The organism is Pseudomonas sp. MPR-R2A5, assembly GCF_058793055.1.
Window position 1 is genome coordinate 1 of the sequence record NZ_JBXAFK010000003.1, and the last position, 13,010, is coordinate 13,010.

The 13,010-nt window shown below is 60.5% G+C and carries 15 protein-coding genes; 14 read left to right on the top strand and 1 reads right to left on the bottom strand.

The genetic code is table 11. The features are described 5' to 3' along the window. Window positions 1–231: 231 nt before the first annotated feature. The 13 genes from AC1Q6I_RS02740 (at window position 232) to AC1Q6I_RS02800 (ending at window position 10,087) form a co-directional block, all read left to right on the top strand. On the top strand, window positions 232–1,047 hold the full coding sequence (locus AC1Q6I_RS02740) for a substrate-binding periplasmic protein (RefSeq protein ID WP_102625471.1): 816 nt from the start codon (window positions 232–234) through the stop codon (window positions 1,045–1,047). Between the two features lie 9 nt (window positions 1,048–1,056). After that, entirely contained in the window at window positions 1,057–1,419 is a 363-nt protein-coding gene (locus tag AC1Q6I_RS02745) for a DUF4398 domain-containing protein (protein WP_102625470.1), read from the top strand. Continuing rightward, the gene (locus AC1Q6I_RS02750; RefSeq protein ID WP_024076930.1) at window positions 1,416–2,231 is read left to right on the top strand and encodes an OmpA family protein; all 816 of its coding nucleotides are present in this window, start codon (window positions 1,416–1,418) and stop codon (window positions 2,229–2,231) included. Before AC1Q6I_RS02745 ends, AC1Q6I_RS02750 begins: the two co-directional genes overlap by 4 nt. A gap of 251 nt (window positions 2,232–2,482) precedes the next feature. After that, window positions 2,483–3,922 carry an aminotransferase-like domain-containing protein gene (locus AC1Q6I_RS02755; RefSeq protein ID WP_024076929.1) on the top strand — a complete coding sequence of 480 codons (1,440 nt, stop codon included), beginning with the start codon at window positions 2,483–2,485 and terminating at the stop codon, window positions 3,920–3,922. A 103-nt stretch (window positions 3,923–4,025) separates the two neighbouring features. Beyond that, the gene (locus AC1Q6I_RS02760; RefSeq protein ID WP_102625469.1) at window positions 4,026–4,517 is read left to right on the top strand and encodes a translation initiation factor 2; all 492 of its coding nucleotides are present in this window, start codon (window positions 4,026–4,028) and stop codon (window positions 4,515–4,517) included. 161 nt (window positions 4,518–4,678) lie between these two features. Continuing rightward, a complete protein-coding gene (locus AC1Q6I_RS02765) occupies window positions 4,679–4,933 on the top strand; it encodes a YkgJ family cysteine cluster protein (protein ID WP_024076927.1) in 255 nt (84 codons plus the stop codon). 41 nt (window positions 4,934–4,974) lie between these two features. Next, window positions 4,975–5,580: an START domain-containing protein gene (locus tag AC1Q6I_RS02770; protein ID WP_024076926.1), complete on the top strand. Its 606-nt coding sequence runs from the start codon at window positions 4,975–4,977 to the stop codon at window positions 5,578–5,580. Window positions 5,581–5,683: 103 nt separating this feature from the next. Then, complete coding sequence (locus AC1Q6I_RS02775; RefSeq protein ID WP_041161285.1) at window positions 5,684–5,920, top strand: hypothetical protein; 237 nt, start codon at window positions 5,684–5,686, stop codon at window positions 5,918–5,920. Between the two features lie 230 nt (window positions 5,921–6,150). Next, window positions 6,151–6,492: a ribonuclease E inhibitor RraB gene (locus AC1Q6I_RS02780; RefSeq protein WP_015885395.1), complete on the top strand. Its 342-nt coding sequence runs from the start codon at window positions 6,151–6,153 to the stop codon at window positions 6,490–6,492. A 24-nt stretch (window positions 6,493–6,516) separates the two neighbouring features. Beyond that, complete coding sequence (locus AC1Q6I_RS02785) at window positions 6,517–6,852, top strand: hypothetical protein (RefSeq protein ID WP_144113513.1); 336 nt, start codon at window positions 6,517–6,519, stop codon at window positions 6,850–6,852. Window positions 6,853–6,922: 70 nt separating this feature from the next. Then, window positions 6,923–8,332 carry a circularly permuted type 2 ATP-grasp protein gene (locus AC1Q6I_RS02790; RefSeq protein WP_024076924.1) on the top strand — a complete coding sequence of 470 codons (1,410 nt, stop codon included), beginning with the start codon at window positions 6,923–6,925 and terminating at the stop codon, window positions 8,330–8,332. Window positions 8,333–8,336: 4 nt separating this feature from the next. Further along, a complete protein-coding gene (locus AC1Q6I_RS02795) occupies window positions 8,337–9,287 on the top strand; it encodes an alpha-E domain-containing protein (protein ID WP_010563770.1) in 951 nt (316 codons plus the stop codon). Continuing rightward, window positions 9,284–10,087, top strand: coding sequence for a transglutaminase family protein (locus tag AC1Q6I_RS02800; RefSeq protein WP_024076923.1), 804 nt, complete (start codon window positions 9,284–9,286; stop codon window positions 10,085–10,087). Before AC1Q6I_RS02795 ends, AC1Q6I_RS02800 begins: the two co-directional genes overlap by 4 nt. A gap of 262 nt (window positions 10,088–10,349) precedes the next feature. On the opposite strand, the gene AC1Q6I_RS02805 is transcribed toward AC1Q6I_RS02800, so the two are convergent. Then, window positions 10,350–11,156, bottom strand: a complete 807-nt coding sequence (locus AC1Q6I_RS02805) for a c-type cytochrome (RefSeq protein WP_102625468.1) — start codon at window positions 11,154–11,156, stop codon at window positions 10,350–10,352. Window positions 11,157–11,793: 637 nt separating this feature from the next. Here AC1Q6I_RS02805 and AC1Q6I_RS02810 point away from each other — a divergent pair. Next, entirely contained in the window at window positions 11,794–12,999 is a 1,206-nt protein-coding gene (locus AC1Q6I_RS02810; protein WP_102625467.1) for an acetyl-CoA C-acetyltransferase, read from the top strand. The last annotated feature ends 11 nt before the right edge of the window (window positions 13,000–13,010 follow it).

Sequence of the window (13,010 nt, forward strand, 5' to 3'; positions counted from 1 at the left end):
AAGCCCCAAACAGACGCCGGATAGATTTAAGCAAGCCAACCACATCGCCCGTTAATCAGTATTGCAAAAATGGGGGGGACCATAGATTTTTTTTGAATACCCCAAAACACGGTAGGAGCGAGCTTGCTCGCGAAAAACTCACAAGCACCGCGTTCATCCAGGATGCGCGCCATCGCTAACGTTTTTCGCGAGCAAGCTCGCTCCTACAATAATCCTACGGAGAACCTCGCCATGGAACTGCGCCCCTGGGCCGTACTGCTGGGCTTCACGCTGCTGCCAGGCCTGGCGCTTGCCGCCGGTAAATGCGAGCGCCTGGTGATCACCGGCAGCCCGGATGCGCCGCCTTTGCTCTGGCGCGATCCCCAGGACCCCACGCACCTGATCGGCGCCACCGCCGATGTGCTGCAACAGGTGGCCAAGGACCTCGGGCTGAAAATCGACCTGCTCTACGGCGGCAAGCGCTCCATGGCCCTGGATGAAGTGCGCAGCGGGCGCATGGACCTCCTTGCCGATGCACCGTTGAACCTGGGTGAGCTGGAGAACCTCGATTACATCCACCCGGCGCTGGTGCAGACCGATTACCTGGTCTGGACCCGCAAAGACTCAACGCTGGCCTATACCACCGCGGCCGACCTGCACGGTCACCAGGGTGCAGTGTCGGAACGGGCACGATTGAGCCGCGACTTTGAAACCTTCGCCAGCCAGCAACTGAGCCTGCAACGCATGCCCACGTTGACCCCGGCGTTCCAGAAACTGCTGTTAGGGGAGGTGGACTATGTATTGGCCGGACGCTACTCGGGCATGGCCATGGCCCAGACCTTGGGCATGAGCAATGACCTGGTCGCTCGCGACGTTCCCGTCGACCAGCCCGGTCTGTACCTGGCGATTTCCCACAACTCGGCCTGCAATGATCCGTGGCTGCGCGGACAGCTGGCTAAAAAGATGACAGAATTGTCCGGGTCTGGTGTGACGCAAGCTGCGCTACAGCGCAACCTCGAGCGCTGGAAAGCGCAATTGCAACAACCCGTCGGCACCCCAACACAGTAGGGATTTCCAGTGATTTTTCGACCTCTTTTAGCGGCCCTCGCCGTCGTTGCTCTGGCGGGATGTGCAGCCGATCCTGCGCCGAATGAACAAGTACGCCTCACCCAGCAAGCGTTGGAACAAGCCAACGCCGTGGGTGCCAACACCGATGAATCGCCCGAACTGAAACTGGCCGAAGACAAATTCGCCCAGGCCAAGGCCGATATGGCCGACCAATCCTACAAGGACGCGCGCATGCAGGCCGAACAGGCCGAGCTGGATGCGCGCCTCGCCGAAGCACACGTGCTGACCCGCAAGAGCCAGGAACAACTCAACGTGCTCAATACCCGCATCACCCGCTTGCGCAAGCAATTGCAGTTGGGAGAAGCCCAATGAGCCCGATGATCCGTGGTTTGAGCTGTGTATTGCTGCTGGGCAGCGCGGCGCTGGGCGGCTGTGCCAGCCACCCGAATGGCGAACTGGCCCTGCAACAGGCGGGCAGCGATTTCCAGAAGGTCAAGGAAGACGCGAATGTGCTGCGCTTTGCGCCCAAAGACGTGATCCGCGCCGGTGAATCCCTCGCCCGTGCCGATCGCCTGTCCAGCTATTGGGGCAGCGGTGCCGACGTGGTGCATTACGCCTATCTTAGCCAGCGCTACAGCGCGATCGCCCGCGAACATACCGAGCAGGCACTCAACCAGGAACGCGGCGCCAAGCTTGAACTGGAGCGCCAGCGCTTGCAGCTGGCCCTGCGTGAAAGCAAGTTGATCAGCGTGCAGCAACAGGGCAAATGGCTCGAAGAACAGATCGCCAGCCTGGCCACCACCCAGACCGATCGGGGCCTGGTAATGACCCTGGGGGATGTGTTGTTCGACACCGGTGAAGCAGAGCTGAAAAACTCGGCCAACCGCACGGTGTTGAAGATCGTGCAGTTCCTGCAACTGAACCCCAAGCGCGTGGTGCGCATCGAGGGTTACACCGACAGCACGGGCGGCGAGCAGGAAAACCTCAAACTGTCCCGCGACCGCGCGCAATCGGTGGCGGACGTGCTGGTCGACCTGGGCATCGACGAAAAACGCATCCAGGTCGAAGGCTACGGCGATCAGTACCCGGTGGAAGCCAACGCTTCCGAGCGAGGCCGCGCGCAGAACCGTCGGGTGGAAATCGTGTTCTCCGACGCCAAAGGCCAGTTGGGCGCCGCTCGCTGAAGCGTTGCGCCGTTCAAAAATGTGGGAGGGGGCTTGCCCCGATGACGGCGTGTCAGTCAGCGAAACTGTTGACTGAACCCCCGTCATCGGGAGTAAGCCCCCTCCCATATTTGTTTGGGGTACACCCTCACAGTTTTTGCTGTCACTGCGGTCCGCGCTCGACTATTGTGGCAACTGTCCCCGTACACTTTTAAACTGTGCCGGTATGTTTCACACAAAAATAAAATACCCGTGAAATCGAGTGCTGCGTCATGACCAATCTGTTGCTTTACCAACGTATCGCCCAGCAACTGGCTGAGGATATCCGGCGCGGTGTCTATCAGCCGGGCGAGCGCGTGCCTTCGGTGCGCAAGATGAGCTCCCAGTTGAATGTCAGCCACGCCACGGTGTTGCAGGCCTACGCCAACCTGGAAGACCAGGGGTTGATCCGCGCGCGCCCGCAGTCCGGGTATTACGTGCACCAGACGCCCGCGCTCACGGCGCCGACGCCGGATATCGCGCGGGTCGAGCGCCCGGGGCTGGTCACCCGCAGCAGCATCATCCAGCAGGTGTTGGTGGAGTCACGTCGCGAAGGCGTCTTCCCGTTGGGCGCCGCCGTGCCGAGTGTCGATTACCTGCCCGTGCGCGCGCTGCACCAGCAGTTGGCCAAGGTCACGCGCTTCCAGAGCCCTCGCGCGTTCAGCTATATGTTCAGCCCTGGTTTCGAACCGTTGCGTCGCCAGGTGGCGATCCGCATGCGCGATGCCGGCGTGGTGGTCGACCCGTCCGAAGTGGTGATCACCCACGGTTGCGTCGACGCGTTGCAGATGTCGTTGCGCGTGTTGACCCGTCCAGGCGACCTGATCGCCGCCGAATCGCCGACCTATTACGGCTTGTTGCAATTGGCCGACCTGCTCGGCCTCAAGGTTATCGAGATCCCCAGCGACCCGGCCACTGGCATGAGCCTGGAAGCCCTGCAACTGGCAGCCAACCAATGGTCGATCAAGGCCCTGGTGCTGACCACGCGCCTGAGCAACCCCCTGGGCGGCACCATGCCTGAGGAGCGACAGAAACAGTTGCTGCGCCTGGCCTCGGATTTCGATATCCAGATCGTCGAGGACGATATCTACGGCGAGCTGATGTTCGAACTGGGGCGCACCAAGGCCCTGAAAGCCTATGACCGTCTGGATCGGGTGATCTACTGCTCGAGTTTTTCCAAGACCTTGTCCCCCGGTGTGCGCATCGGTTGGATGATCGCCGGCAAATACCAGCAGGAAATCCAGCGCCTGCAGATGTTCAGCACCCATTCGGCATGCAGTGTCACCCAGATGGGCGTCGCCGCGTACCTGGAGAACGGTGGCTACGACCGGCACCTTCGCTACATCCGTCAGGAATACCGCAAGAACCTCAGCGCTTTCCAGCTGGCGGTCCAGCAGTATTTCCCCGAAGGCACGCAGATGACCCGGCCTAACGGCGGTTTTATCCTGTGGGTCAGTTTGCCCGGGCGGGTCAATACCCAGGAACTGCATGTACGTGCCCTGCAACAGGGCATCAGCATCGCCCCGGGGCTGATCTTCAGTAACACCGAACAGTTCAACCACTGTATTCGCTTGAACTGCGGCACGCCGTGGAACCGCGAGGCAGAGCGCGCACTGATGACCCTGGGGATGTTGGCCAGCCAGTTGTGCCAGGAAACCGCAGCCGGTTTTTAGGCGCCCAAATGGGGCGGTACCGATCGCCGGCTGATCACCGCGCTTGTCATGCCGCGCACAACAAGCGAGCATATGGCCCTCTGCCGTTAATGCTGTTGGCGATATGACCTCTATTTTTCGTGCCGTTTTGGTGATTAGCCTCTTAAGCCTTGGCAACGTCGGCACTGTACTGGCGGCGACCCCTGTGCCGGGAGCCGCACCCGCAGTCAGCACCGAGCAGAAGACCCCTGCGAAAAAGCCGGCACCTGCGAAAAAAACCGCGCAGGCCAAGAAGAAAGCGGCCACGACGAAAAAACGTGCGCCGGTCTCGAGCAAGTCCAAGTCGGCTCGCGAAGTGGCTCAGACCCAATTGCCACCGGCACAGTTGGACTTGTCCTTACCCTCGGACATGGTCAGGCACTTGCAACCCATTGGCACCATGGCCCAGCCGAGGAACGTGCCTCTGCTGCCGCCGATGTTTGGCGAAAAGCCATCCGATAACAGTGCGTTCCAGATCAACGGCCGCTTGCTCAGCAATGAGATGAGGCTGCAACTGCGCAACGAAGAGCGCCGCGAAGTCGAAGGCGCCGCGCTGGATTTCGAGTTCAAGCAGTAGACTTTCCGTCAAAGGTGACTTCGTCACTCGACCATCTGTCGCAGACTGGTCAGTCACTTTTGTTTTCTGCGAAAAACTCCTGTTAGACCATTTTAAAACGGCTGTTTAAGGGCGTAATCTAACCCGGCCATCCCTATTGAGTCGTCGAGGACCTGCTGGTCATGAAATGCCGTGAAGGCTGTGGCGCCTGTTGCATCGCCCCCTCCATCAGTTCACCGCTGCCAGGAATGCCCCACGGCAAACCCGCGGGCGAACGCTGCCTGCACCTGTCGGTCGAACAGCTATGCCTGCTGTTCGGCCGACCGGAGCGGCCGGCGGTGTGCAGTGATTTCAAGGCGGATATCGAGGTCTGCGGCACCGACCAGGCCGATGCGATCCGGTTGATCGGCTGGTGGGAGCAGATGACGGCGGCTTGATGGGCTTTACTATCGGAACTTCAACAATAAGGAATACAACAATGGGTTCGCTGAAACGAATGGCTGTGTTGTGCGGTTTTACGGTGTTGTTTGCTGCTACTGCTCAAGCTGAGGATTGGCAGGTCGCCAAGGACGAAGACGGCATCAAGGTGTCGCTGAGCGAAATTGCCGGCTCCAAGTACAAGGCATATCGCGGTGTGACCGTAGTCAAGGCGCCGGTGGCCAAGATCGTGGCATTGCAGGAAGACGTGGCTGGCGCCTGCAAATGGATTCATGAGTGCAAATCGCAAAAACTGCTCAAGAAGGAAGGCGACAAGAGCTGGACCTATACCCAGTTCAAGGCACCGTTCCCGGTGACCGACCGCGATTCCATCCTGGAAATCACCACCTCCACGGCCGCCGACGGTAGCGTGACCCGCAAGCTGCTGGAAGTGCCCACCTACCAGCCGGAAGTGAAGGGCTACGTACGCGTCGCCCAGGTGGAAGGCTACTGGAAGCTGGTGCCCAAAAACGCCAATGAAACCGAAGTCACCTACCAGGTGCACACCGAGCCAGGCGGCAGCGTGCCTTCGTGGCTGGCCAACAAGTTCGTGGTCGACGCCCCGTTCAACACCTTGAAAGCCCTCAAGGAACGCGCTGAGCAGTAAGCGCAGTTGATCCGGTGCCTCCGACCTTGAGTGGAACGTTTGCCAGGCCCTCAAGGTCCAGATAGAGGTAAGCCCACACATGGGTTTTATCGAGGAGGCACCGATGCAAAAGTGGCAGATTACTTTCGTTGATGATCACGGCGTGCAGTCCGTGGAGCAGTTCACCTGCGAACAGAAGCCCAGCCTCGAAGACGCTGCGCACATGATTCGTAACAAGCTGGTGCCAGTGGCTGCCGAATTGAACCTCAATGACCTGGAAGGTCGTAAACCCGAGCCCACGGTCAAGATCCTCAAAGACCAGAACAGTATCCAGATCCTCGACATCTCTCCTGCTGTCTGAACATTTCCTGTATGCCTTTCAAGCGCCTCTGGTGGAGGTGATAGCTTCGCGCTACTCTGCAAGCGAGATCAGCGAATGAATCGCTAAGGTCTGGTCTTGTCAGCTACATGCTTGTTTTCCAGCGGTGATGTCATTGCCCCAGGTGATGTGATTGCCGTAGCCCCGCGCCAGTAGGGCGCGGGCTTGGGGAAGCACGGAAAGTCTATCCATCGGTCTGAGGAGGACGTTTCATGAGCACAGCCTATCAAGAAGACATCAGCACCAATGTTCTGCGCCGTATGAAAGAAGGCGGGTTCGATTTTTCACGGTTCCACCCCATCGAGTTCTACGCCATTTTCCCGGATGAGGAGCGGGCGCGCAGGGCTGCGGGTGAATTTCGTGGCGAATCGCTGAATGCCCAGGTCAGCGCGCGCGACGATGGTGCCTGGTACTTGGAACTGAGCAAGATCATGTTTGCAACCTACGACGGCATAGGAGACTTCGAGCAGGACTTTGAGGCGGTGGTCGAGCCCTTGGGCGGGATCATCGAGGGATGGGGGGTCAAGCAGGAGGTGCGTGGCTTACCCATGTAAATTTTCATCATGTAGTCAGGTTTTATGAGCAGCGAAGTGTATCGGCTGACCTTTTGGGTCGGCCGATTTTGTTTGGGCGCCAATAAAACTATTCGGAACTTGCGCGTGTTTTTTGGGCACCAAAAAAAAGCCACCCGAGCAAGGTGGCCTAAAGGGAAGAGCGGTTCGCTGACGTGGCAGGACGCATCCTGTTCAGCCGATGGGGACGATTATCCGCAGGCTTGGCCGGGCAGTGAAATCAACTCTGGCTATGCTGTTGATAGTCAAAGCCCGCCTTGTGATGAAGCAATGGGCATGACGCCGGGCGTTCTGCGCACCAGGAAGGTGCGACATGGCGCTTCTATTAATTCAACGGCTTGATTTATAAGTGTTTATGCCGCTGGCACGGGCCTTGCGATGCTTCTTGCGTCCGGGTGACAAGGAGTTCGGCATGATCCGCACTTATTACGACGAAATGTACGATGGGGCAGGGCAGGTCCGCCCTCACTACCGCGAGTTCGCCCGTTGGTTGGCTGAAACCCCTGCTGAACTGCTGGCCCAGCGCCGGCGCGAAGCCGATTTGCTGTTTCACCGCGCCGGGATCACGTTCACCCTCTATGGGGACGAGCAGGGGACCGAGCGCCTGATCCCCTTCGACACCATTCCCCGCAGTATTCCCGCCAGTGAATGGCGGATTGTCGAACGTGGCTGTATTCAACGGGTCAAGGCGCTGAACATGTTTCTCGCCGACCTGTATCACGATCAACGCATCATCAAGGCCGGGATCATTCCCGCCGAACAAGTGCTGGCCAACGAGCAATACCAATTGGCCATGCAGGGCCTGGACCTGCATCGCGATCTGTATTCCCACATCTCTGGGGTCGACCTCGTACGCGATGGTGACGGCACCTACTACGTGCTTGAAGACAACCTGCGTACACCGAGCGGTGTCAGCTACATGCTCGAAGACCGCAAGATGATGATGCGCCTGTTCCCTGAACTGTTCGCCGCCCAGCGCATTGCGCCAATCGATCACTACCCCAACTTGCTGCTCGACACCCTGAAAAGCTCCAGCCCCCTGGATAACCCCAGTGTGGTGGTACTGACGCCGGGGCGCTTCAACAGCGCATTCTTCGAACATGCTTTCTTAGCCCGGGAAATGGGGGTGGAACTGGTGGAGGGCGCCGACCTGTTCGTGCGCGATGACCGCGTGTTCATGCGCACCACCGACGGGCCCAAGGCGGTAGACGTGATCTATCGACGCCTCGATGATGCATTTCTCGACCCGCTGGCTTTCAACCCGGACTCCATGCTCGGCGTGCCCGGCCTGCTGGCGGCCTATCGCTCCGGCAATGTGGTGCTGGCGAATGCTATCGGCACCGGGGTAGCGGATGACAAGTCGGTGTACCCCTTCGTCACCGAGATGATCCGTTTTTACCTGGATGAAGAACCGATCCTGAAGAACGTTCCGACCTTTCAATGCCGCAAGCCCGACGAACTGTCCCACGTGCTGGCCAACCTGCCGGACCTGGTGGTCAAGGAAACCCAAGGCTCCGGCGGTTACGGCATGCTTGTCGGCCCGGCGTCCACGGCGGCGGAAATCGAAGCCTTCCGCGCGCGCATCAAGGCCAAGCCCCACGCCTATATCGCGCAACCGACCCTGTGTTTATCCACCTGCCCGACGTTTGTCGAAAACGGCATTGCGCCGCGCCATATCGACCTGCGCCCCTTCGTGCTCTCCGGCAAGGAGACCCGCGTAGTGCCCGGTGGCCTGACCCGCGTGGCCCTGCGCGAAGGGTCGCTGGTGGTCAATTCGTCCCAGGGCGGCGGCACCAAAGACACCTGGGTGGTTGAGGACTGATGCCATGTTGAGTAGAACTGCCTCGGATTTGTACTGGATGTCGCGCTACCTGGAGCGCGCGGAAAACCTCGCGCGCATGCTCGATGTCAGCTATTCGTTGTCGCTGATGCCCCAGGACGGGCGCGGCGACGGCTTGCATGAGTTGGCCATGCCGTTGTTGATCACCGGCACCTTGGACGATTACCACGAACGCCACGGCGAATTACACGCCGAGCGCCTGTTGCACTTCTTTGCCCTGGACGCCGCCAACCCGGCGAGCATCTACAGCTGCCTGGGCGCCGCGCGGGCCAGTGCCCATGCGGTGCGTGGGCGCATTACCGCCGACATGTGGGAAAACATCAACGCCACCTGGCTGGATATTCGCGATATCGCCCAGCAGGGCTTGAGCCGTTACGGCATGAGCCGGTTTTGTGAATGGGTCAAGGAGCGTTCCCATCTGTTCCGGGGCGCGACCTACGGCACCATCATGCGCAACGACGCTTTTCGCTTTATCCGGTTGGGCACCTTTATCGAACGCGCCGACAACACCCTGCGCCTGCTGGATGCGCGCTATGAAATGGCCGGCGACCAGGCCGAAGCAGTCACCGATGGCACGGCCCACGCGTACTACCAGTGGAGTGCCTTGCTGCGCGCGTTATCGTCGTTCGAGGCCTATACCGAGATCTACCGGGACGCCCCCGGCGCGCGCCAAGTGGCGGAGTTGTTGCTGCTGCGCGCCGATGTGCCGCGTTCACTGCGGGCCTGCAGCGAAGAGATCGACCAGATCCTTGCCAGCCTGCCCGGCCTCAATGGTCGCCCGGCCCAGCGGTTGGCCGCGGAGATGGACGCGCGCCTGCGCTTTACCGCCATCGATGAAATCCTCGAGGAAGGCCTGCACGCCTGGCTGACCGACTTTATCCCCTTGGTTCGCCAGTTGGGCGACGCCATCTACAGTTCTTACCTGGAGGCGGCATGAGACTCTCCATCAGTCACGAAACCACTTACCACTATGACGACCAGGTTCGCGCGAGCATCCAGTACCTGCGCCTTACGCCCCACGATAGCGAGCGCCAGCACGTACTCAGCTGGCAATTGGAACTGCCACGCCCGGTGCGTGCCCAGGTCGACCCGTTCGGCAATATCCTGCATGTGCTGACCCTGGACGAACCCCACGATGCCATCATCATTGGCGCCCGTGGCCAGGTGGATATCGACGAACTGCGCGAGGCCGAGCACGAAAGCCAATCGGCCTTTCCGTTCCTGCGCAGTACCCGCCTGACCGAACCCGACGACGCCCTGCGCCGCTTTGCCGAACAGCACTGCCACCAGCGTCGCGACCGTACGGCGCTGATCGACCTGATGCATGCGCTCAACCAGTCGATGGTCTATACGCCGGGCGCCACCGAAGTCGACACCAGCGCCGCCCAGGCCTTCGCGGGCCGGGCGGGCGTGTGCCAGGACCACACCCACGCGTTCCTGGCCTGCGCACGCAGCCTTGGGATTCCGGCGCGGTATGTGTCGGGGTATCTGTACACCGAAGACAGCACCCACCTGGCCAGCCACGCCTGGGCCGAAGCCTGGCTGGATGACGCCTGGTACAGCTTTGACGTGACCAACCAATTGGCCCGCCCCGAACGGCACTTGAAACTGGCCGTGGGCCTGGACTACCTCGACGCCTGCCCAGTGCGCGGCATGCGCCGTGGCGGTGGGCATGAGCAGATGCATGCCAAGGTGAGCGTGGCGCCGACGCCGGTGATCTCAGTCCAGCAGCAATAATCCGCTGCCACCGATCTACCTCCTCTGGCGAGCGGGCTTGTTGTGGCAAGCAGGCTTGTTGTGGCGAGCGGGCTTGCCCCGCGTTGGGCTGCGCAGCAGCCCTAAAACCAGCCACCCCGGCCATATCTGATACACCGCATTCTGCTTTATTGGGGCTGCTTCGCAGCCCAACGCGGGGCAAGCCCGCTCGCCACAACGTACCTGCTTGCCACAACAAGCCCGCTCGCCACAGCACATCCGCTGCTACAGAGATTGGGTGGATTCAGGGTTGTTGCTTGCGCCCGGCCATATGCTTCAAATACCCCACCAGCAACGCCAGCTCGCTGTCAGGCAACACACTGACGGCGAACGCTGGCATCTTTGCCTGCGGCCAGCGCCTCAGGCTCTGCGGGTCGCGGATATAGCGCTTGAGGAAATCGCCGCTGAAATATTCGGTGGGGTTGTAGGGAATATTCAGGTCCGGCCCTACCTGAGCATCGCCGCCACCATTGAGGCGGTGACAGGCCAGGCAGTTTTTCTGGAACAGCGCAAAGCCCTGGTTCACCGGGTCATCGGCCGCCAGTTTCGGGTCGGGTAACAGCGCGGGAAAACGCTCGGCCACGGTCTTCAATTGCTTGATCGCGGAAACCTGGAACGGCCACTGTTCCGGGCTGATAGGCCCGGCCTGCGGGTCGGTCCACACCAGGTAAAACGGCCCGGCGCTGGGTTTGCCGTCGGCCAGCGCGGGCCATGGGTGAGCGGGGTCTTCCACCGCGAGCCAGGCGCGGGCGCCGCTTTTTTGCAACAACGGCGCGGCCGTCAGTTCAGCGGCGAATCCATCAAGGGCCACGGCTTGCAGATGGTTTTCCGGCTTGAGGCCCGGTAGGAGCGCCGCCAGCGGCACTGCGCGATAGGTCATGTTGCGTTTGTAGGACACGTCATCAACGATCTGCACCGTCTGCGCCTCAGGAAGCTTGAGCAGCTCGGCGGTCTGCCAGGTCCTGCTGGCGTGGTCCAGTTCGATGGTCAGTTGCGCGGCCGAGGCGGGCAGGGCCAGGAGCAGCGCGAGGAAGGCTAGCGACGGTTTCAAGAGAGAGGTCCGGACGAAAGGGGGATGGAACCTACGATAGCGCAAATGCGCACGCAAAACGGCAGCTCCTGGCAGGACCGCTATAAGCAATGTCCCGACAGGTGCTGCCAAAAACTGCAATCCTGATGTACAGAATGGGGCATGTGATTCTTCAGCCAATAACCTTGGTGAGGTTGGGCAGGATCAGAATCAGTGTGGTGGCGAACAGAATAAGTCCCGCCTGACGTACTTTCGTGTGCTTGAACATGGCTGACTGCCTTTTGTTGTTATTCCTGAGCGTCAAATGCGTGCCGGTGTAGGTCAGTATCGCAACGTGACGTGTCGCTTTTCTTACAGTTGCTCCAGCAAAACCCGGCAGCAACGTCTTACTGATTGAACCTTAGAGCCCTCGTTCTTCGTGGCTTAGACCCATTTCATATCAGCTAATCGCAATTACTGATTAAAACGCTATGAGGCCTATCGCCATCTTGGCGCCAATGCCTTGGCTAGACCGCTAAAACGATTAATCAGGCGAATCCTGTAGCTACCTACCGTTCGTCCGAGCGTGGGGGTCAAAACCTATGAGCGCATCCGTCATTGAAACCGTGTCAATCGGGCCTAAGGTAAGGGCACTACTGCGCAATGGTTCGAGGACGTCATGACCCAAGCTTTGATCTTTGATGCGATACGCACGCCCCGTGGCAAAGGCAAGGCCGAGGGTGCCCTGTACAGTGTCAAGCCGGTGAACCTGGTGGCGGGGTTACTCAAGGCGCTGGCCCGGCGCAGTGACCTCGACACGCATCAGGTCGATGACATCGTCCTCGGTTGCGTCACCCCGGTGGGCGACCAGGGCGCCGACATCGCCAAGACCGCCGCGCTCGTGGCCGACTGGGACATCAGCGTCGCCGGCGTGCAAATCAACCGCTTCTGCGCCTCGGGCCTGGAGGCGGTGAACCTCGGCGCGATGAAAGTGCGTTCCGGCTTTGAAGACCTGGTGGTGGTCGGCGGCGTCGAGTCCATGTCCCGCGTGCCCATGGGCAGTGACGGCGGCGCCTGGGTGCTCGACCCGCACACCAATATGCACTGTCACTTCACGCCCCAAGGCATTGGCGCGGATTTGATCGCCACCCTGGAAGGTTTCAGCCGTGAGGATGTCGACGCCTTCGCCCTGCACTCCCAGCAGAAAGCGGCCAGGGCGCGCGCAGACGGTTCCTTCAACAAATCGCTGATCACGGTGCAGGACCAGAACGGCATTGTGTTGCTGGACCATGACGAGTTTATCCGTGGCGACTCCACCCTCGAGGGGCTGGGCAAACTCAAGCCCAGTTTCGAAATGATCGGGCAGATGGGGTTTGATGCCACCGCACTGCGGGTCTACAGCCACGTGGAGCGCATCCACCATGTGCACACCCCAGGCAACAGCTCCGGCATTGTCGACGGCGCCGCCTTGATGTTGATCGGTTCCGAGGCCAAGGGCCGTGAACTGGGCCTGCAAGCGCGGGCGCGCATCGTGGCGACGGCGGTCACCAGCACCGACCCGACGATCATGCTGACCGGCCCTGCACCGGCCACGCGCAAGGCCTTGGCCAAGGCAGGTTTGCGGGTCGAGGACATCGACCTGTTCGAGGTCAATGAAGCCTTCGCCTCGGTGGTGCTCAAGTTCATCAAGGACATGCGCATCGACGCCGCCCGGGTCAATGTCAACGGCGGGTCTATCGCCATGGGCCACCCGCTGGGCGCCACCGGCTGCGCGATCCTCGGCACCCTGCTCGACGAGCTGGAGGTGCGCCAGCAGCGTTACGGCCTGGCCACTCTGTGTGTCGGCGGTGGCATGGGCATCGCCACCATTATCGAACGCCTCTGAGCCCAAGGAAT

Excerpts from the sequence above, each read along its gene's own strand:
- AC1Q6I_RS02740 (WP_102625471.1), top strand. The coding sequence starts at position 232 with ATGGAACTGCGCCCCTGGGCCGTACTGCTGGGCTTCACGCTGCTGCCA.
- AC1Q6I_RS02750 (WP_024076930.1), top strand. The coding sequence starts at position 1,416 with ATGAGCCCGATGATCCGTGGTTTGAGCTGTGTATTGCTGCTGGGCAGC.
- AC1Q6I_RS02755 (WP_024076929.1), top strand. The coding sequence starts at position 2,483 with ATGACCAATCTGTTGCTTTACCAACGTATCGCCCAGCAACTGGCTGAG.
- AC1Q6I_RS02760 (WP_102625469.1), top strand. The coding sequence starts at position 4,026 with ATGACCTCTATTTTTCGTGCCGTTTTGGTGATTAGCCTCTTAAGCCTT.
- AC1Q6I_RS02765 (WP_024076927.1), top strand. The coding sequence starts at position 4,679 with ATGAAATGCCGTGAAGGCTGTGGCGCCTGTTGCATCGCCCCCTCCATC.
- AC1Q6I_RS02770 (WP_024076926.1), top strand. The coding sequence starts at position 4,975 with ATGGGTTCGCTGAAACGAATGGCTGTGTTGTGCGGTTTTACGGTGTTG.
- AC1Q6I_RS02775 (WP_041161285.1), top strand. The coding sequence starts at position 5,684 with ATGCAAAAGTGGCAGATTACTTTCGTTGATGATCACGGCGTGCAGTCC.
- AC1Q6I_RS02780 (WP_015885395.1), top strand. The coding sequence starts at position 6,151 with ATGAGCACAGCCTATCAAGAAGACATCAGCACCAATGTTCTGCGCCGT.
- AC1Q6I_RS02785 (WP_144113513.1), top strand. The coding sequence starts at position 6,517 with ATGAGCAGCGAAGTGTATCGGCTGACCTTTTGGGTCGGCCGATTTTGT.
- AC1Q6I_RS02790 (WP_024076924.1), top strand. The coding sequence starts at position 6,923 with ATGATCCGCACTTATTACGACGAAATGTACGATGGGGCAGGGCAGGTC.
- AC1Q6I_RS02795 (WP_010563770.1), top strand. The coding sequence starts at position 8,337 with ATGTTGAGTAGAACTGCCTCGGATTTGTACTGGATGTCGCGCTACCTG.
- AC1Q6I_RS02800 (WP_024076923.1), top strand. The coding sequence starts at position 9,284 with ATGAGACTCTCCATCAGTCACGAAACCACTTACCACTATGACGACCAG.
- AC1Q6I_RS02810 (WP_102625467.1), top strand. The coding sequence starts at position 11,794 with ATGACCCAAGCTTTGATCTTTGATGCGATACGCACGCCCCGTGGCAAA.